The 19,506-nt window shown below is 63.3% G+C and carries 10 protein-coding genes and 1 pseudogene; 1 reads left to right on the top strand and 10 read right to left on the bottom strand.

Annotated features, from left to right (window positions below; all coding sequences use genetic code 11):
* The 6 genes from rplC to rpsL form a co-directional block, all read right to left on the bottom strand.
* The gene (gene rplC, locus MTR72_RS36780; RefSeq protein WP_280970298.1) at positions 1 to 717 is read right to left on the bottom strand and encodes a 50S ribosomal protein L3; all 717 of its coding nucleotides are present in this window, start codon (positions 715 to 717) and stop codon (positions 1 to 3) included.
* A 51-nt stretch (positions 718 to 768) separates the two neighbouring features.
* Positions 769 to 1,077 carry a 30S ribosomal protein S10 gene (gene rpsJ, locus MTR72_RS36775; protein WP_002712302.1) on the bottom strand — a complete coding sequence of 103 codons (309 nt, stop codon included), beginning with the start codon at positions 1,075 to 1,077 and terminating at the stop codon, positions 769 to 771.
* A gap of 84 nt (positions 1,078 to 1,161) precedes the next feature.
* Entirely contained in the window at positions 1,162 to 2,352 is a 1,191-nt protein-coding gene (tuf, locus tag MTR72_RS36770) for an elongation factor Tu (RefSeq protein WP_280970296.1), read from the bottom strand.
* A 40-nt stretch (positions 2,353 to 2,392) separates the two neighbouring features.
* Entirely contained in the window at positions 2,393 to 4,465 is a 2,073-nt protein-coding gene (fusA, locus tag MTR72_RS36765; protein ID WP_280970295.1) for an elongation factor G, read from the bottom strand.
* Between the two features lie 33 nt (positions 4,466 to 4,498).
* Positions 4,499 to 4,969 carry a 30S ribosomal protein S7 gene (gene rpsG, locus MTR72_RS36760; protein ID WP_063701818.1) on the bottom strand — a complete coding sequence of 157 codons (471 nt, stop codon included), beginning with the start codon at positions 4,967 to 4,969 and terminating at the stop codon, positions 4,499 to 4,501.
* 15 nt (positions 4,970 to 4,984) lie between these two features.
* Positions 4,985 to 5,356: a 30S ribosomal protein S12 gene (gene rpsL / locus MTR72_RS36755; protein WP_007603006.1), complete on the bottom strand. Its 372-nt coding sequence runs from the start codon at positions 5,354 to 5,356 to the stop codon at positions 4,985 to 4,987.
* A 672-nt stretch (positions 5,357 to 6,028) separates the two neighbouring features.
* On the opposite strand from rpsL, the pseudogene MTR72_RS36750 reads away from it, so the two are divergent.
* Positions 6,029 to 6,339, top strand: a pseudogene (locus tag MTR72_RS36750) (FAD-dependent oxidoreductase); the annotation flags it as partial.
* A gap of 62 nt (positions 6,340 to 6,401) precedes the next feature.
* Here MTR72_RS36750 and MTR72_RS36745 read toward each other — a convergent pair.
* The 4 genes from MTR72_RS36745 to rpoB all read right to left on the bottom strand — a co-directional run bounded on the left by MTR72_RS36745 (position 6,402) and on the right by rpoB (position 19,236).
* Positions 6,402 to 8,417 (bottom strand): ABC transporter ATP-binding protein, encoded by a 2,016-nt coding sequence (locus MTR72_RS36745; RefSeq protein ID WP_280970294.1) that lies wholly within the window; start codon positions 8,415 to 8,417, stop codon positions 6,402 to 6,404.
* Between the two features lie 126 nt (positions 8,418 to 8,543).
* Complete coding sequence (locus MTR72_RS36740) at positions 8,544 to 10,598, bottom strand: FAD-dependent oxidoreductase (protein ID WP_280970293.1); 2,055 nt, start codon at positions 10,596 to 10,598, stop codon at positions 8,544 to 8,546.
* Positions 10,599 to 10,789: 191 nt separating this feature from the next.
* Positions 10,790 to 14,986 carry a DNA-directed RNA polymerase subunit beta' gene (gene rpoC, locus MTR72_RS36735; protein ID WP_280970292.1) on the bottom strand — a complete coding sequence of 1,399 codons (4,197 nt, stop codon included), beginning with the start codon at positions 14,984 to 14,986 and terminating at the stop codon, positions 10,790 to 10,792.
* A 131-nt stretch (positions 14,987 to 15,117) separates the two neighbouring features.
* On the bottom strand, positions 15,118 to 19,236 hold the full coding sequence (gene rpoB, locus MTR72_RS36730; protein ID WP_280970291.1) for a DNA-directed RNA polymerase subunit beta: 4,119 nt from the start codon (positions 19,234 to 19,236) through the stop codon (positions 15,118 to 15,120).
* Positions 19,237 to 19,506: the final 270 nt, after the last annotated feature.

The raw sequence follows: 19,506 nt of genomic DNA, 5'->3' as shown, positions 1-19,506 counted from the left end.
TCACGCACCCTCCTGCTGGGCCGCAGCCTCGGCTTCACCGCCCGCAACCTTGAACTTGCCGGGCTTCGGAGCTTCCTTCGGCAGCGGCTTCTTGACGGCGTCGCGCACGCGGATCCAGCCGCCCTTGGAGCCGGGAACGGCGCCTTCGACGAGGATCAGGCCGCGCTCGACATCGGTCTGGACGACGCGAAGGTTGAGCGTGGTGATGCGGTCGACACCCATGTGGCCGGGCATCTTCTTGTTCTTCCAGGTCTTGCCGGGATCCTGACGACCACCGGTCGAACCGATCGAGCGGTGCGAGATCGACACGCCGTGGGTGGCGCGCAGACCGCCGAAGTTCCAGCGCTTCATACCGCCCGCAAAGCCCTTACCGACCGAGGTGCCGGTGACGTCGACGAACTGGCCGACGACGAAGTGGTCGGCCTGGATCTCTGCACCGACCGGGATCATGGCGTCCGCGGAGACGCGGAATTCCTCGACCCGGCGCTTCGGCTCGACCTTAGCGACCGCGAACTGGCCGCGCTCGGCCTTGGGCATGTAAACGGTCTTGCGGCTGCCAGAACCGAGCTGCAGCGCGACGTAACCGTTCTTCTCTTCGGTGCGGTGGCCTACGACCTGGCAATTGCCGAGCTTCAGCACGGTCACGGGGATATGTTCGCCGGTCTCCGTGAAGACCCGCGTCATCCCGACCTTTTGTGCGATCACTCCGGAGCGCATCGGCTTGCTTCCTGTTCTTTCTGTCCGCTTTCGCGAACGGGATCCAAAATCTTAGAGCTTGATCTCGACGTCGACACCGGCAGCCAGGTCGAGCTTCATCAAAGCATCGACGGTCTGCGGGGTCGGATCGACGATGTCGAGCAGGCGCTTGTGAGTGCGCATCTCGAACTGTTCACGGCTCTTCTTGTCGACGTGCGGCGAACGGTTGACGGTGAACTTCTCGATGCGGGTGGGCAGCGGAATGGGTCCGCGGACCTGCGCTCCGGTGCGCTTCGCCGTGTTCACGATCTCGCGGGTCGACGTATCGAGAATACGATGGTCGAACGCTTTGAGACGGATACGAATATTTTGGCCGTTCATTGCCGTGGTCTTTCTTTGAGCAGAGTGGCGAGCAGCGAATAGCGAATGTATCCACTCGCTACTCGCCAATCCTTATTCGCGTAATTACTCGATGATCGAGGCGACGACGCCGGCGCCGACGGTACGGCCGCCTTCGCGGATCGCGAAGCGGAGCTTCTCTTCCATCGCGATCGGCACGATCAGGTGCACTTCCATCGCGATGTTGTCGCCCGGCATCACCATCTCGGTGCCTTCCGGCAGGTGCACGACACCGGTCACGTCGGTGGTGCGGAAGTAGAACTGCGGACGGTAGTTGGTGAAGAACGGGGTGTGGCGGCCGCCCTCTTCCTTGGTGAGGATGTAGGCCTCAGCCTTGAACTTGGTGTGCGGCTTGACCGAACCCGGCTTGCAGAGCACCTGGCCGCGCTCGACTTCCTCGCGCTTGGTGCCGCGGAGCAGAGCGCCGATGTTGTCGCCGGCCTGGCCCTGGTCGAGCAGCTTGCGGAACATTTCCACGCCGGTGACCGTGGTCTTCTGGGTCGCACGCAGACCGACGATCTCGATTTCCTCGCCGACCTTGATCACGCCGCGCTCGACGCGGCCGGTCACGACGGTGCCGCGGCCCGAGATCGAGAACACGTCTTCAACCGGCATCAGGAACGGCTGGTCGATCGGACGCTCCGGCTGCGGGATGTACTCGTCGACGTTCCGCATCAGCTCGAGGATGGCCTCATGGCCGAGCTTCTTGTCGGAGTCTTCGAGAGCGGCGAGCGCCGAACCCTTGATGATCGGGATCTTGTCGCCCGGGAACTCGTACTTCGAGAGCAGCTCGCGGACCTCGAGCTCGACGAGCTCGAGCAGCTCCGGATCGTCGACCATGTCGCACTTGTTGAGGAACACGACGAGCGCGGGCACGCCGACCTGGCGGGCAAGCAGGATGTGCTCGCGGGTCTGCGGCATCGGGCCGTCAGCAGCCGACACGACCAGAATCGCACCGTCCATCTGGGCGGCGCCGGTGATCATGTTCTTCACGTAGTCGGCGTGGCCGGGGCAGTCGACGTGGGCGTAGTGACGGTTCTGCGTCTCGTACTCGACGTGCGCGGTCGAGATGGTGATGCCGCGAGCCTTCTCTTCCGGCGCCTTGTCGATCTGGTCGTACGCCGTGAACGTCGCACCGCCGGTCTCGGCGAGAATCTTCGTGATCGCCGCGGTCAGCGACGTCTTGCCATGGTCGACGTGACCGATGGTGCCGATGTTGCAGTGCGGCTTGTTACGTTCAAACTTTGCTTTGGCCATTTGACTCTCCGTTCAATCGTCAGCTTGAGACCGACGACAATCAGGCAAACTTCTTCTGGACTTCTGCCGACACGTTCGCCGGCGCTTCTGCGTAGTGGTCGAACTGCATGGTGAAGGTCGCGCGACCCTGGCTCATCGAGCGCAGGTTATTCACGTAACCGAACATGTTCATGAGCGGCACCATCGCGTTGATGACGTTGGCGTTGCCGCGCATGTCCTGACCCTGGATCTGACCGCGCCGGGAATTCAGGTCGCCGATGACCGAACCGGTGTAGTCTTCCGGCGTCACCACCTCGACCTTCATGATCGGCTCGAGCAGGACGGACTTGCCCATCTGCAGCGCTTCGCGGAAGCAGGCGCGCGAGGCGATTTCGAAGGCGAGCGCCGACGAGTCGACGTCGTGGTACTTGCCGTCGACGAGCTGCACCTTGACGTCGACCACGGGGAAGCCCGCGACCACGCCGGACGACAGCACGCTCTCCAGGCCCTTCTCGACGCCGGGGATGTATTCCTTCGGCACCGCACCGCCGACGATCTTCGATTCGAACTCGTAGCCCTTGCCGGGCTCGTTCGGCTCGACGATGAACGACACCGCCGCGAACTGGCCGGTACCGCCGGTCTGCTTCTTGTGGGTGTAGCTGTGCTCCACGCGCTTGGTGACGCGCTCACGGAAGGCCACCTGCGGCGCGCCGATGTTGGCGTCGACCTTGTAGGTGCGCTTGAGGATGTCGACCTTGATGTCGAGATGGAGTTCGCCCATGCCCTTCAGGATGGTCTGACCGGACTCGTGGTCGGTCGACACGCGGAAGGACGGATCCTCCGCGGCGAGCTTGGCCAGCGCCACGCCCAGCTTCTCCTGGTCGGCCTTCGACTTCGGCTCGATCGCGATCTCGATGACCGGCTCGGGGAATTCCATCTTCTCCAGGATCACCTGCTTGTCGGGATCGCACAGCGTGTCACCGGTGCGCGCTTCCTTCAGGCCGGCCAGCGCGACGATGTCGCCGGCGTAGGCTTCCTTGATGTCCTCGCGGTTGTTCGCATGCATCAACAGCATGCGCCCGATCCGCTCCTTCTTCTCGCGGGTCGAGTTCACGACGCCGGTGCCCGACGCCAGAATGCCCGAATAGATGCGGCAGAAGGTGATGGTGCCGACGAACGGGTCGTCCATGATCTTGAACGCGAGCAGCGCCAGGGGCTCCTTGTCGTCCGCCTTGCGCACGACTTCGTTGCCCTTGTCGTCGGTGCCCTTGATCGCGGGCACGTCGAGCGGCGACGGCAGATAGTCGACGACGGCGTCGAGCAGCGGCTGCACGCCCTTGTTCTTGAAGGCCGAGCCACACAGCACGGGATAGAACGCCCCGGTCAGCACCGCCTTGCGGATCAGCCTCTTCAGCGTCGCCTCGTCCGGCTCCTTGCCGTCGAGGTAGGCGGCCATGGCGTCGTCGTCGAGCTCGACGGCGGCTTCCACCATCTTCTCGCGGTATTCCTTGGCCTGGTCGACGAGATCTTCCGGAATGTCGACGTAGTCGAACTTCGCGCCGAGCGCTTCATCGTTCCAGACGACGCCCTTCATCTTCACGAGGTCGACGAGACCCTTGAAGTTGTTCTCGGCGCCGATCGGAAGCTGGATCGCGACGGGCTTGGCACCGAGGCGATCGACGATGTCGGACAGACATTTGAAGAAGTCCGCACCGATCTTGTCCATCTTGTTGGCGAAGACGATGCGCGGAACCTTGTACTTGTCACCCTGGCGCCAGACGGTCTCGGTCTGCGGCTCGACGCCCTGGTTGGAGTCGAGCACGCACACGGCGCCGTCGAGCACGCGCAGCGAACGCTCGACCTCGATGGTGAAGTCGACGTGGCCGGGGGTGTCGATGATGTTCAGGCGCTTGCCGGCCCAGAAGGCGGTGGTCGCAGCCGAGGTGATCGTGATGCCACGCTCCTGCTCCTGCTCCATCCAGTCCATCGTCGCGGCACCCTCGTGCACTTCGCCGATCTTGTGGCTCTTGCCGGTGTAGTAGAGGATACGCTCGGTCGTCGTGGTCTTGCCGGCGTCGATATGCGCCATGATACCGAAGTTACGATAGTCTTCGATGGCATGTTGGCGGGGCATGGGGTGTTCCTTGCGAGTCCGATTGTTTCGCCGTTACCAGCGATAGTGCGAGAAGGCACGGTTGGCTTCCGCCATCCGGTGCACGTCTTCACGCTTCTTGACGGCGTTCCCCCGGTTATTCGATGCGTCCAAGAGCTCCGCCGAGAGCCGCTCGGTCATCGTCTTCTCATTGCGCTCGCGCGCAGCCGCGATCAGCCAGCGGATGCCCAGCGCCTGCCGGCGGGTTGAGCGAACCTCAACCGGAACCTGGTAGGTCGCGCCGCCGACGCGGCGGGAACGCACTTCGATCGTGGGCATCACATTCTCGAGCGCCTGCTCGAACACGCCGAGCGGGTTCTGCTTGGTCTTGGTTTCGATGATGCCGAGTGCACCGTAGACGATGCCTTCGGCGACCGACTTCTTGCCGGCATACATCACCGAGTTCATGAACTTCGTAATCACGATGTTCCCGAACTTCGGATCGGGCAGAACTTCGCGCTTTTCCGCTGAGTGGCGACGAGACATGGACGTGGTTCCCGCTTACTTCGGACGCTTGGCGCCGTACTTCGAACGACGCTGCTTACGGTTCTTGACGCCCTGGGTATCCAGAACGCCGCGGAGGATGTGGTAGCGCACACCGGGCAAGTCCTTGACGCGGCCGCCGCGGATCATGACCACCGAGTGCTCCTGGAGGTTATGGCCCTCACCGGGGATGTAGCCGATCACCTCGAAGCCGTTGGTCAGGCGCACCTTGGCGACCTTACGAAGCGCCGAGTTCGGCTTCTTCGGGGTCGTGGTGTAGACGCGCGTGCAAACCCCGCGCTTCTGCGGCGACTGCTGCAGCGCCGGCACCTTCTTGCGCGACTTCTGCACTTCACGCGGTTGTGCGATCAGTTGGTTGATCGTCGGCATCCTGGCCTTCACCCTTTTTCTGCCGCGGCCCGTTTCCGGGACCGCTGTCTTGCCGCGAACCGTTACCGGATTCGCAAATTCTTCTGCCGGACTGCCCGCCCGACGGGGCCGCCCTGCCCGGAATACTCCGCGCAAAGCGAAATTGCGCCAACCGCTCCATTGCTGAGCGGAAAGCGCTTCGACGCCACAGAGGACCGCAGTATCTAGCCCGATCAGCGAAAAGCTGCGGTCCGCACACCGAGGTCATGCATCCGAGTTCGATCTCAAGAGGACGTGCTCAAGAGAACTAAAATCGTCCTGGCATTGCCTAGCTATAATCGACAGCGTTTGAGCGGCATTCGTCGAGGTTGGTGCCCGCCTTTGCGATCCCAAAAGGATCAAACGGGTGGCCCGTTCCGACGTTGGCGATGCTCACCGCCTGTCGTTAAGTGAGGCGCTTTCTATAAGCGAGAATCGGTCAAGTCAAGGCGAAACGACAGTTACAAAGCGCCTCAGACGCCTGCAGAAATCGTCTCTTTGCCGCACTCGCCGCGTCTGCCGGATATGGGAACGAGGCACCCGTTCCGCCAGCCCAGAACAAATTATATCCGGGCAAAATATACTTTTATAACCAACGCCAAGGCTTTTTTTCTCTTCATGGTCAATCTGCCGCCTTCGGCAGAGACGAGCGCCATACGCTACACCGACATCGCCGTCATCGGCGGGGGGACTTTCCGGCTCGACCGCCGCCGCAATACTTGGGCGCGCCGGGATTTCGGCGGCGCTGATCGACCCGCATAGGAGCTATCCAACCGATTTTCGGGCCGAAAAAAATCAGCGGCCCGGTACAGCTCGAGCGCTTCTTACGGACGGGAATTGGGGAATCAGTGCTGCGTCGTGCGACCTTTGCCGGCGAGAACTGAATCGCGCGCGGCGGCCATCTCCTCGACAAGGCGCCGAGCCGGCAATTCAACATCCTCCACGAGGCGCGCATCATCGCCTTGTCAGCTCAGGGACTGCTGCGACGGCTTGGAGGTGCGTTCGATCTGGAGCCGAACTTCCTCGGTCACTCCTCGTCGCCCTCGTCCTCATCATCCTCGGCGAGGTCGTCTTCGTCGTCATCGAAGCCGGCGTGAGCCGCGGCGCCATCGGGCTGGTGCATCTGGTCGTTCCACAGCTTGCGATAGGCCCCGTTCCTGGCAAGCAGCTCGGCATGCGAGCCGCGCTCGATCGCCCTGCCCCCTGAGATCACGATGATCTCGTCCATCTCGACCACCGAGGTCAGCCGGTGCGTCGACCAGATCATGGTACGGCCCTTGGCGACCTTCAGCAGCGTGCGGTTGATCGCGGCTTCCGTGGTCTGGTCCAACGCCGAGGTCGCCTCGTCCAGCAGCAGCACCGACGGATTGCGGATGATCGCGCGCGCGATCGCGATGCGCTGGCGCTGACCGCCCGAGAGCGTATCGCCGCGCTCGCCGACCGGCGTGTCGTATCGCTGCGGCAGGCTCATGATGTAGCGGTGGATCTCGGCCTTCTTGGCGGCGTCCTCCACCTCCTCGTCGGTCGCACCCTCCTTGCCGAGCCGGATGTTCTCGCGGATCGACATGTTGAACAGCATGTTCTCCTGGAACACGACCGCCATGCTCCGGCGCAACGAATCCAGCGTGACCTTGCGGATGTCGACCCCGTCGATCGTGACCCGCCCCTCATCCGGCACGTACAGGCGCAGGATCAGGTTGAGCAGCGTGCTCTTGCCGGAGCCGCTGGGGCCGACGACGGCGATGCTCTTGCCGACGTTGAGCTTGAGGCTGAGATTGTCCACGACCGGCGTCTGGCTGCCTTCGTATTGGAAGGTGACGCGGTCGAATGTGATGTCGTGGGTGATGCGCGGCAGGTCGGGTGCGCCCGGGCGATCGGCGCCACGCGTCGGCTCGTCCAGCAGCTCCTGGATGTGGCGGATGGCGGCAGCCGAGGAGATGGACACCGGGATGAAGTGCATCACATGGGCGATGTTGTACGATACCTCCCAGAATGCGCTCTCGAATGTGACGAAGGTGCCGATTGTGATCTGGCCCTTGGTCGCGAGATACGCGCCGATTGCGAGCACGACGAGATGCAGGAGCAGCACCGAGATCGTGACCGTCCGCTCCACCATGGTCGACAGGAACGCGGCTGAGGCGATCCTGTTGCGCGTTTCGTCGTTACGGAGGCTGAAGAAGCCGAACATCTTGCGCTGCAGGCTGAACGCCTTGATCACGGCCTGCGCCGCCACGTTCTCCTGCACCATGCCGAGCAGCGCGGATTCGTTGAGCTTCTGCTCGTAATTCGCCTGCACCGCCTTCGGGGTGAGAATGCGCGGCCCGATCAGCGTGATCGGAAACACCAGCAGCGCGACCACCGCGAGCTGCCAGTTCAGGAACACCATCAGAATGATGCCGGCGATCAATTCCAGGAACGGAAGCGCCGCGCTGTTGGTGAAGGTCTTGACCGCGCCTTCGAATGCCGAAAGGTCGACGGAGAAGCGCGACAGGATCTCGCCGCGCTTGGTGCGGCCGAAATAGGCCGCCGGCAGATCCTGGACGTGCTCGAACAGCCGCCTGCGGACGTCGGAGATGACGCAGGCCGCGAGCCGCGCATCCCAGCGCTCGTACCAGACGGCGACGATCGAGGTGAAAATGCCGGCGGCTGCGAGCACGCCGAGGATCTTGTAGAGCGCCTGGAAGTCCTCCTCGCCGAGCGCATCGTCGATCAGGAACTTCAGGCTGAGTGGCATGATGACGTTGAACAGCGTCTCGACGATGACGCCGAACGACACGAACGCCAGGATGCGCTTGTAGTTCGTCAGGTACGGGGTGACGAAACCCCAGATGGTCGCGAGCGCGCCGGCGGCCTCGCGCGCGGTAAAGACGACGAGGTCCTCGTCCTCATCATCATCGTCGAGCCCCAGCTCGTCGTCCTCGTCTTCGTCGCCCTCGTCGTCTTCGAGTTCCGGCTTGGTGGCGGATGCGAGCTTGTCCTCGAGCTCGGCCGCTTCTTCCGCAGCGAGCTTCTGTTTGTCGGGCGAGAGAGGCCTGGATGCCATGAAACCAACCGGTGCTGACGGCCGGCATGACCGCAGAGAAATCAGGAAAAAAGCGGCGAACCGCTATTGCATCGATTCTATGCGATCAAGATGAATTCGGCAAAGCAATTGGCGAATTCGCGAGGACTAGTCCTCGTCCTCGACCTTGTCGAAGAAGGAATAGCGCAAACTGTCGGCGTCGGCGTACCACTGGCCTGGCCCCTTGTTGGCAGCGAGCGTCGCCTCCCAGAGCGCATCAGCGCAATCGTTACGGTGCATCGACAGGTCGAAGCCGTTGCCGAAGAACAGTTCGGACCATTCCCACCAGGTGCCGAGCTTCTTGACGCCGCGGAGCAGGTCGTAGCGATCGATCAGCGCCGGGGCCATGTCGGAGGTGATCGAGCCGAACACGAGCCCGGTCTTGACCACGCGATTGAGCTCGCGGATCGCGCGCACGACCTGCTTGGGGGAGACGTGGCACAGGCTGGTCTCGAACACGAATTCGAATGCGTCGTCCTTGAACGGCATGTCGACGATCGAGCCGAGCTTGTTGTACTTCTTCAGCGCCGTCGGCGTCCGGGCATGGATGGCGCGGTTGTTCTCGATGCCCCAGGCATCGATGCCGCGCTCGCGCAACGCCCCGACCAGCTCGCCGCTGGCGGAACCGGCGACGAGCAGCTTCGAGCCTTTCGCCCCGCCCCAGACGATGCCGATCAGCCTGGCGAGATAATCAGGATCGGTGAACTGGCGCCACACCTCGTGATAGGGGCCGACCCCACGATAGTTCTCGAAATAGCCGCGGTCGATCTTGTCGGAGACCCGCTCTCCGCTTTGCGCGCGCGCGCGGCGCAGGCGCATCATCTCGGTCAGGATGATGTCGGTGGCCGCATCCGAGGAGTCGAGCAGGCCGTTCAGCGTCGAGTCGAACAGATAGTCGCCGACCAGCACGATGCCGGGATGTTCCTTCGGCTCGGGCCGATGATTGGTCATGACGTCGCGCACGGGCAGACCGCCCGGCAGCGCGTTCACCGACGACAGCCAGCGATGGATCTTGCCTTCCATGAAATGCGCGCGCGCATCTCCGAGGGATGCCGGCAGCGATTTCAGCGCGGCGTCGATCAGCTCCTGGTCCGAGAGGTTGGCGAAGGCCAGCGCGTCCGAACCGGGAATCAGCCAGTTCAAGACGCCGTGCTTGCCGACGTCGTGGCGCGCGCCTTCATTGTAGACACAGCAGCCACCGAAGGCTTCCGACATGAACCAGGCGCCGGGGATCTTCTCCCCCCAGAACGGGGTATCGAACAGGATCGAGACGCGCAGATAATGCGCCGGACGGTCGAAGTAAGACACGTGCTTGACCATCGACTTGCGGAGCTGCTCGCCTTCCCAGCTCATGGTCGCGAGCCATGAATGCGGCAGGCAGACCAGCACGAGATCGAAATCGCGCGTCTCCGGCCCCTTGCCGTTCATCATCTTGAGCTGATAGCGCCCGGTCGACGCCTTGCCGACGGTGAGCACGCGATGATTGAGCTGGATGTCGGCGCTGACCTCCGACTGCAGGCAGTCGACGAGCTGCTCGTTGCCGTTCTGGATGGAATAGAGGCCGATATAGCCGTCCACGTCCATCAGGTAGTTCTTCAGCGCGTTGAGCCCGTTGGTATTGTGGCTTTCGGTGGCGATGTCGGAGCGCGCCATCACCTTGAAAAAGCGCTTGGCGGTTTCGTCCTCGACTTCCTCGTCAAGCACCTGCTCGGCCGTCTTGTAGGCCCAGGGGTTCTCGTTGTCGTGCGCGCCGACGCCCTCGTAATACTCGATCGGCGACATCATCTCGGCGCAACGCTTGCGGAACGCTTCGATTGCGGCCGCGGTCTTGGCGCCGTATTTGCGGCGCATGCCGGCCACGTCGTTCAGGAGCTCGCCGCCGAGCTGGACCTGCTCCGCATCCATCGGAATGGTCTGCAACCCGAAATGCTGGATCAGCTCGCGTAGCGGGTCGGGTCCGGTCATCGAGTAGTCGTAGATCTCGGCGACGCCGGCTTCGTACATCGCGGGGGCAGAATCGAACTTGCGCGTGACGATCTTGCCGCCGAGCCGATCGGAGGCCTCGAAGATGGTGACGCGGCAGAGATCGCCGAGCTTGCGCTTCAGATACCAGGCGCTCATCAGCCCGCCGGGGCCGCCGCCTACGATTGCGAGATCAAGCATGTGAGTTCCGTGGTCTCCGGCCGCCCCCCGTGTCGGGACCTCCGGTCTAAGTAGCCCTAGCAAAAGCGCTTTTCAGGCTGAAGGAAAGATGAACAAACGCGGTCCCCGCACCGCAACAAGGAAAGAAAGCAGCAAAAAGGCCGGCAAACGCCGGCCTTTTCATTGTCCTCGGTATTCTTACGGATGAAGCATCATTCCGCGGGTGGCAGCGCCACCGGCTCCGCTTCCGGCGCCGGCGAGACGATCGAAGCCTGCTTCTCGCGCTCGTCGAGGATCAGCTTGTCGCGCTTCATGGCGACTTCGCGGATCTTGGCCATGGAGGCGCCGGTGCCTGCCGGGATCAGCCGGCCGACGATGACGTTCTCCTTGAGGCCCTCGAGCGGATCGATCTTGCCGTTGACCGCCGCCTCCGTGAGGACGCGGGTGGTCTCCTGGAACGATGCCGCCGAGAAGAACGAGCGGGTCTGGAGGCTCGCCTTGGTGATGCCGAGCAGAACCGGCGTACCCGTGGCGGGCTTCTTGCCCTCTTCCTTGGCCTTCTCGTTGAGCGCGTCGAACTCGATCTTGTCGACCTGCTCGCCCGAGATCATGTCCGTGTCGCCCTGGTCGGTGACCTCCACCTTCTGGAGCATCTGGCGGACAATCACCTCGATGTGCTTGTCGTTGATGAGCACGCCCTGGAGCCGGTAGACCTCCTGGATCTCGTTGACCAGATAGGCCGCGAGCTCCTCGATGCCCTTGATCGCCAGGATGTCGTGCGGCGCCGGGTTGCCTTCGACGATGAAGTCGCCCTTTTCAACGACGTCGCCGTCCTGAAGGTGGATGTGCTTGCCCTTCGGGATCAGGTACTCGCGCGCCTCTTCCGTCTTGTCCATCGGCTCGATCGAGATGCGGCGCTTGTTCTTGTAGTCGCGGCCGAACCGGATGGTGCCCGCGATTTCCGCGATGATCGCCGCGTCCTTCGGACGCCGTGCCTCGAACAGCTCCGCCACGCGCGGCAGACCGCCCGTGATGTCACGCGTCTTGGCGCTTTCGGTCGAGATACGGGCGAGGATGTCGCCCGGCTGGACCTTGGCTCCGATGTCGACCGAGAGGATCGCATCGACCGACAGCATGTAGCGGGCATCGCCGCCACGGGCGAGCTTGAGCACCTTGCCGTCCTTGCCCTTGACCACGATGGCCGGACGCAGGTCCGAGCCGCCGCGGGTCGAGCGCCAGTCGATGACCACGCGCTTGGCGATGCCGGTGGATTCGTCGAGCGTTTCCGAGATCGACTGACCTTCCACCAGATCCTCGAAGCCGATCGTGCCTTCCACCTCGGTGAGAACCGGACGGGTGTACGGATCCCACTCGGCGATGCGCTGGCCGCGCTTGACAATGTCGCCCTCGTCGACGTGCAGACGCGAGCCGTACTGGATACGGTGCGTTGCACGCTCGGTGCCGTCGGCATCGACGATTGCCACCACCATGTTGCGCACCATCGCGATCAAGTGGCCTTCGCTGTTGCGGGCGATGGCCTTGTTCTTGATCACGATCTTGCCGTCGAAGTTGGATTCGACGAACGACTGCTCGTTGAGCTGCGCCGCACCGCCGATGTGGAAGGTGCGCATGGTGAGCTGGGTGCCCGGCTCACCGATCGACTGCGCCGCGATGACGCCGACCGCTTCGCCGTGGTTGACCGGCGTGCCGCGGGCGAGGTCGCGGCCGTAGCACTTGCCGCAGATGCCGTTGACGAGCTCGCAGGTCAGCGCCGAACGGATCTTCACCTCCTGGACGCCGCCCTGGTGGATGGCATCCACGTGGCTCTCTTCCATCAGCGTGCCGCGCTTGACGATCACCTTGCCGGTGCTGTCGCGCACGTCATCGCAGGCCACGCGTCCGAGGATGCGCGAGCCGAGCGAGGCGACCACGGTGCCGGCATCGACGATGGCGCGCATCTTGATGCCGAGCTTGGTGCCGCAATCGTCCTGCGTGATGATGCAGTCCTGCGCCACGTCGACCAGACGACGGGTCAGGTAACCGGAGTTCGCGGTCTTCAACGCGGTGTCCGCGAGGCCCTTGCGGGCGCCGTGGGTCGAGTTGAAGTACTCGAGCACCGAGAGGCCTTCCTTGAAGTTCGAGATGATCGGCGTCTCGATGATCTCGCCCGACGGCTTGGCCATCAGGCCGCGCATGCCGGCGAGCTGGCGCATCTGCGCCGGCGAACCACGCGCACCGGAGTGAGCCATCATGTAGATCGAGTTGATGTCGGCATCGGCTCCGCTCGACGTCTTCTTGGTGGCGGAGATCTCCTTCATCATCGCCTTGGCGATTTCTTCGGTCGCCTTCGACCAGGCGTCGACGACCTTGTTGTACTTCTCGCCGTGGGTGATCAGACCGTCATTGTACTGCTGCTCGAAATCCTTCGCCAGCGTACGGGTGGTGTCGACGATCTTCCACTTGCCGTGCGGCACGACCATGTCGTCCTTGCCGAACGAGATGCCGGCCTTGAAGGCGTTGTAGAAGCCGAGCGCCATGATGCGGTCGCAGAAGATCACAGTCTCCTTCTGGCCGCAGTGACGGTAGACTTGGTCGATCACGCCCGAAATCTCGCGCTTGGTCATCAGCTTGTTGATGATGTCGTACGAGATCTTGGGGTGCTTCGGCAGCACGTTGCCGAGCATGATGCGGCCGGGCGTGGTCTCGATCCAGCGGCGGGCCGGCTTGCCGTCCTCGCCGATGCCTTCCCACCGATACTTGATCTTGGTGTGGAGGTGGATGACCTTCGAATGCAGCGCGTGCTCGAGCTCGGACATCTCGCCGAACACCTTGCCCTCGCCGGGCATGCCTTCGCGCAGGATCGAGAGATAGTAGAGACCGAGCACGATGTCCTGCGACGGCACGATGATCGGCTGGCCGTTCGCCGGATGCAGGATGTTGTTGGTCGACATCATCAGGACGCGCGCTTCGAGCTGCGCTTCCAGCGACAGCGGAACGTGCACGGCCATCTGGTCGCCGTCGAAGTCGGCGTTGAACGCGGCGCAGACCAGCGGGTGGAGCTGGATCGCCTTGCCCTCGATCAGCACGGGCTCGAACGCCTGGATGCCGAGGCGGTGCAGCGTCGGCGCGCGGTTGAGCAGCACCGGATGCTCGCGGATCACCTCGTCCAGGATGTCCCAGACTTCGGGCCGCTCCTTCTCGACCAGCTTCTTCGCCTGCTTCACGGTGGTGGACAGGCCCTTGGCGTCAAGCCGCGAGTAGATGAACGGCTTGAACAGCTCGAGCGCCATCTTCTTCGGCAGGCCGCACTGATGCAGGCGCAGCTCGGGACCGACCACGATCACCGAACGGCCCGAATAGTCGACACGCTTGCCGAGCAGGTTCTGACGGAAGCGGCCCTGCTTGCCCTTGAGCATGTCGGCGAGCGACTTTAGCGGGCGCTTGTTGGCGCCAGTGATGACGCGGCCGCGGCGGCCGTTGTCGAACAGCGCGTCGACGGCCTCCTGAAGCATGCGCTTCTCGTTGCGGATGATGATGTCCGGCGCACGCAGCTCCATCAGCCGCTTCAAGCGGTTGTTGCGGTTGATGACGCGGCGGTAGAGGTCGTTGAGGTCCGAGGTCGCGAAGCGGCCGCCGTCCAGCGGCACCAGCGGACGCAGATCCGGCGGGATCACCGGGATCACGGTCATGATCATCCATTCCGGCTTGTTGCCGGAATGGCGGAACGCTTCGACGATCTTCAGGCGCTTGGCGAGCTTCTTGTGCTTGATGTCGGAGTCGGTCTCCTGCATCTCGACGCGCAAGGACGCCTCGAGCTTCTCGAGGTCCATGCCCTTGAGCAGCTCGCGGATCGCCTCGGCACCGATCATGGCGGTGAAGGAATCCTGGCCGTACTCGTCCTGCGCCTTCAGATACTCGTCTTCCGACAGGAGCTGGCGGTCCTTCAGCGCGGTGAGGCCCGGCTCCAACACGACGTAGTATTCGAAGTAGAGGATCCGCTCGAGATCCTTCAACGTCATGTCGAGCAGGAGGCCGATGCGCGAGGGCAGCGACTTCAGAAACCAGATGTGGGCGACGGGTGCGGCGAGCTCGATATGGCCCATGCGCTCGCGCCGGACGCGCGACAGCGTGACCTCGACCGAGCACTTCTCGCAGATGATGCCCTTGTACTTCATGCGCTTGTACTTGCCGCACAAGCACTCGTAGTCCTTGATCGGCCCGAATATGCGCGCGCAGAACAGGCCGTCGCGCTCGGGCTTGAAGGTACGGTAGTTGATGGTCTCCGGCTTCTTGATCTCGCCGTAGGACCAGGACAGAATCTTCTCTGGAGACGCGATCGAGATCCGGATCTGGTCGAAGACCTGAGCCGGCGTCGTCGGGTTAAAAAGATTCATAATCTCTTGGTTCATCGTCTTCTCCTCGCGTGCCGGTCGCCTCCCGGCAGCAAATTCGAAAATCTCACTTCGCGGGGCGCCCTGCCCTCAAGGCTCCGGACCGGGCGCCGATGCCCGGCCGAGCCGGCCGGGCATGAATGGTCGCGTTACTCGGCCGCTTCCGACGTCGGCGCCGGCCCCATCTTGGAATTGTGCAGGTCGACGTTGAGGCCGAGCGAGCGCATTTCCTTGACCAGCACGTTGAACGATTCCGGAATACCGGCCTCGAAGGTGTCGTCGCCGCGCACGATCGCCTCGTACACCTTGGTACGGCCGGCGACGTCGTCCGACTTCACGGTCAGCATTTCCTGAAGCGTGTAGGCCGCGCCGTAAGCTTCGAGCGCCCACACCTCCATTTCGCCGAAGCGCTGGCCGCCGAACTGCGCCTTGCCGCCCAGCGGCTGCTGGGTGACGAGCGAGTACGGACCGATCGAACGCGCATGGATCTTGTCGTCGACGAGGTGGTGCAGCTTGAGCATGTAGATGTAGCCCACCGTCACCTTGCGATCGAACGGATCGCCGGTGCGGCCGTCATAGACGGTCGACTGACCCGAAGCGTCGAGACCGGCGAGCTTCAGCATCTCCTCGATGTCGGACTCCTTGGCGCCGTCGAACACCGGCGTCGCAATCGGCACGCCGTGGCTCAGGTTGCGGCCGAGTTCGATCAGTTCGCCGTCGTTGAGCGTCTTGATCGTCTCGTCCTCGCCGTAGATCTTCTTCAAGGTCTCCTTCAGCGGCTTCACGTCCTGCTTCGACAGGTAGGCATCGACCGTCTGGCCGATGCGCTTGCCGAGGCCGGCGCAGGCCCAGCCGAGATGGGTCTCGAGAATCTGTCCGACGTTCATGCGCGAGGGCACGCCGAGCGGATTGAGCACGATGTCGGCATGCGTGCCGTCCTCGAGGAACGGCATGTCCTCGATCGGCACGATCTTCGACACCACGCCCTTGTTGCCGTGGCGGCCGGCCATCTTGTCGCCGGGCTGGATCTTGCGCTTCACCGCGACGAAGACCTTGACCATCTTCATCACACCGGGCGGCAGCTCGTCACCGCGCTGCAGCTTCTCGACCTTGTCGAGGAAGCGCTGCTCGAGCCCCTTCTTCGACTCGTCGTACTGCTTCCGCATGGCCTCGATCTCGGCCATCAGCTTGTCGTTAGGCGAGGCGAACAGCCACCACTGCGACTTCGGATACTCCTCGAGCACCGCGCGGGTGATCTTGGTGTCCTTCTTGAAGCCCTTGGGGCCCGCGATGCCCTGCCGTCCCTCAAGGAGGTCGGCGAGACGGCTGTAGACGTTGCGGTCGAGGATCGCCTGCTCGTCGTCACGGTCCTTGGCGAGACGCTCGATCTCTTCCCGTTCGATCGCCAGCGCACGCTCGTCCTTGTCGACGCCGTGGCGGTTGAACACGCGCACTTCGACGATCGTGCCCTGCACGCCCGGAGGAACGCGCAGCGAGGTATCGCGGACGTCGGAGGCCTTTTCGCCGAAGATGGCGCGCAGAAGCTTCTCTTCCGGCGTCATCGGGCTTTCGCCCTTCGGCGTGATCTTGCCGACCAGGATGTCGCCGGCGCGCACTTCCGCACCGATGTAGACGATGCCGGCTTCGTCGAGGTTCTTCAGCGCTTCTTCCGAGACGTTCGGAATGTCGCGGGTGATTTCCTCGGGGCCCAGCTTGGTGTCGCGGGCCATCACCTCGAACTCCTCGATGTGGATCGAGGTGAAGACGTCTTCCTTCACGATCCGCTCGGAGAGCAGGATCGAGTCTTCGAAGTTGTAGCCGTTCCACGGCATGAACGCGACCAGCACGTTGCGGCCGAGCGCGAGCTCGCCGAGATCGGTCGACGGACCGTCCGCGATGATGTCACCCTTCTTGACGATGTCGCCGACCTTCACCAGCGGACGCTGGTTGATGCAGGTCGACTGGTTGGAGCGCTGGTACTTCATCAGCCGGTAGATATCGACGCCCGACTTGGTCGGGTCGAGATCTTCCGTGGCGCGGATGACGACGCGGGTGGCGTCGATCTGGTCGATCACGCCCGAGCGGCGCGCCGCGATCGCGGCGCCGGAGTCGCGGGCGACCACGCCTTCCATGCCGGTGCCGACGAACGGCGCCTCGGCGCGAACCAGCGGCACCGCCTGGCGCTGCATGTTCGAGCCCATCAGCGCGCGGTTGGCGTCGTCGTTCTCGAGGAACGGGATCAGCGCCGCGGCGACCGAAACGAGCTGCTTCGGCGACACGTCCATGTAGTCGACCTTGTCCGGCGTCACCGGCATGACTTCGCCGGCGTGACGGCAGACCACGAGGTCTTCGGTGAAGCGGCCCTTCGGGTCGAGCGGCACGTTGGCCTGCGCGACCGTGTAGCGGCCCTCCTCCATCGCCGAGAGGTACACGACTTCGTCGGTGACGCGGCCGTCCTTCACCTTACGATACGGCGTCTCGACGAAGCCGTACTTGTTGACGCGCGCGAAGGTGGCAAGCGAGTTGATCAGACCGATGTTCGGACCTTCCGGCGTCTCGATCGGGCAGATGCGGCCGTAATGGGTCGGGTGCACGTCGCGCACCTCGAAGCCGGCGCGCTCGCGGGTCAGACCGCCCGGTCCGAGCGCCGACAGGCGCCGCTTGTGGGTGATCTCCGACAGCGGGTTGGTCTGGTCCATGAACTGCGAGAGCTGCGAGGAGCCGAAGAACTCGCGCACGGCGGCGGCCGCGGGCTTCGCGTTGATCAGGTCCTGCGGCATGACCGTGTCGATGTCGACCGAGGACATGCGCTCCTTGATCGCGCGCTCCATGCGGAGCAGGCCGATGCGGTACTGGTTCTCCATGAGCTCGCCGACCGAACGCACCCGGCGGTTGCCGAGATGGTCGATGTCGTCGATCTCGCCCTTGCCGTCGCGCAGGTCGACCAGCGTCTTGATGACGGAGAGGATGTCTTCCTTGCGCAGCGTGCGCTGGGTGTCGGGCGCATCGAGGTCGAGGCGCATATTCATCTTGACGCGGCCAACCGCGGAGAGGTCATAACGCTCGGCGTCGAAGAACAGCGACTGGAACATAGCCTGCGCCGATTCCAGCGTCGGCGGCTCGCCCGGACGCATCACGCGGTAGATGTCGAACAGCGCGTCCTCGCGCGTCATGTTCTTGTCGGCCGAGAGCGTGTTGCGGATGTAGGCCCCGACATTGACGTGGTCGATGTCGAGCAGCGGCAGCTCCTTGTAGCCCTGCTCGTTGAGGGCCTTCATGAGCTTGTCGGTGATCTCCTCGCCGGCTTCCGCGTAGATCTCGCCGGTCTTCGGATTGACGAGGTCTTCGGCGACGTAGTTGCCGACGAGCTCGTCATCGGCCATGCGCAGAGCCTTCAGCCCCTTCTCCTGGAGCTGGCGGGCGGCGCGCACGGTGAGCTTCTTGCCGGCCTCAAGCACGACCTTGCCGGTGTCGGCATCGATCAGGTCGTTGATGGTCGAGTAGCCACGGAAGCGGTTGGCGTCGAACGGGACGCGCCAGCCGTCCTTGGTCCGCTTGTAGAGGATCTTCTTGTAGAAGGTGTTGAGGATCGCCTCGCCGTCGAGCCCGAGCGCGAACATCAGCGACGTCACCGGAATCTTGCGGCGACGGTCGATACGCGCATAGACGATGTCCTTGGCGTCGAACTCGATGTCGAGCCAGGAGCCGCGATACGGGATCACGCGGGCGGCGAACAGCAGCTTGCCCGAGGAGTGGGTCTTGCCCTTGTCGTGGTCGAAGAACACGCCGGGTGAACGGTGCATCTGGGAGACGATGACACGCTCGGTGCCGTTGACAATGAAAGTGCCGTTCATCGTCATGAGCGGGATGTCGCCCATGTAGACGTCCTGCTCCTTGATGTCCTTCACCGACTTCGCGCCGGTCTCCTCATCGATATCGAACACGATCAGGCGCAGCGTCACCTTGAGCGGCGCAGCGAAGGTCATGCCGCGCTGGCGGCACTCGTCGACGTCGTACTTCGGCGGCTCGAACTCGTAGCGGACGAACTCCAGCATCGAGGTGCCGGAGAAATCCGAGATCGGGAACACCGAGCGGAACACCGCCTGCAAGCCCTCATCCGGCCGCCCGCCCGTGGGTTCATCGACCATCAGGAACTGGTCATAGGACGCCTTCTGAACCTCGATGAGGTTCGGCATCTCGGCGACTTCCTTGATGTGTCCGAAGAACTTGCGAACGCGTTTGCGACCGGTGAATGTCTGCTGCGCCATCGTGGCCTCTCATTTCGTCGCCCGCTCTGGGCGCGCCGTCCAGGACGCGGCTGCCACCGCCCCCGGGTTGAATTTTTCGAACCCGTTTTGGGGTCCGGAAGCCCAGTTTCAGGCCGCGATGTCCTGAATCTGTTCTTCAGACCTTCAAAACGCAAAACGACGCGCGGGGCGCAGATGCGCACCCGCCCGTCACAACGATAGTCTTCACGGACTGCAAAAGCCCGAAATAGCCTGCTCTCCCAACGGCTTACAGGGAAATCCGGCGTCCCT

This window comes from Bradyrhizobium sp. ISRA442 (assembly GCF_038085055.1).
GTDB lineage: Bacteria > Pseudomonadota > Alphaproteobacteria > Rhizobiales > Xanthobacteraceae > Bradyrhizobium.
Note: the sequence above shows the minus strand (reverse complement) of the source record. Positions and strands in the feature narration are given on the sequence as shown.

Excerpts from the sequence above, each read along its gene's own strand:
- MTR72_RS36745 (WP_280970294.1), bottom strand. The coding sequence starts at position 8,417 with ATGGCATCCAGGCCTCTCTCGCCCGACAAACAGAAGCTCGCTGCGGAA.
- rpsL (WP_007603006.1), bottom strand. The coding sequence starts at position 5,356 with ATGCCGACGATCAACCAACTGATCGCACAACCGCGTGAAGTGCAGAAG.
- tuf (WP_280970296.1), bottom strand. The coding sequence starts at position 2,352 with ATGGCCAAAGCAAAGTTTGAACGTAACAAGCCGCACTGCAACATCGGC.
- rplC (WP_280970298.1), bottom strand. The coding sequence starts at position 717 with ATGCGCTCCGGAGTGATCGCACAAAAGGTCGGGATGACGCGGGTCTTC.
- rpsG (WP_063701818.1), bottom strand. The coding sequence starts at position 4,969 with ATGTCTCGTCGCCACTCAGCGGAAAAGCGCGAAGTTCTGCCCGATCCG.
- rpoB (WP_280970291.1), bottom strand. The coding sequence starts at position 19,236 with ATGGCGCAGCAGACATTCACCGGTCGCAAACGCGTTCGCAAGTTCTTC.
- MTR72_RS36740 (WP_280970293.1), bottom strand. The coding sequence starts at position 10,598 with ATGCTTGATCTCGCAATCGTAGGCGGCGGCCCCGGCGGGCTGATGAGC.
- rpsJ (WP_002712302.1), bottom strand. The coding sequence starts at position 1,077 with ATGAACGGCCAAAATATTCGTATCCGTCTCAAAGCGTTCGACCATCGT.
- fusA (WP_280970295.1), bottom strand. The coding sequence starts at position 4,465 with ATGCCCCGCCAACATGCCATCGAAGACTATCGTAACTTCGGTATCATG.
- rpoC (WP_280970292.1), bottom strand. The coding sequence starts at position 14,986 with ATGAACCAAGAGATTATGAATCTTTTTAACCCGACGACGCCGGCTCAG.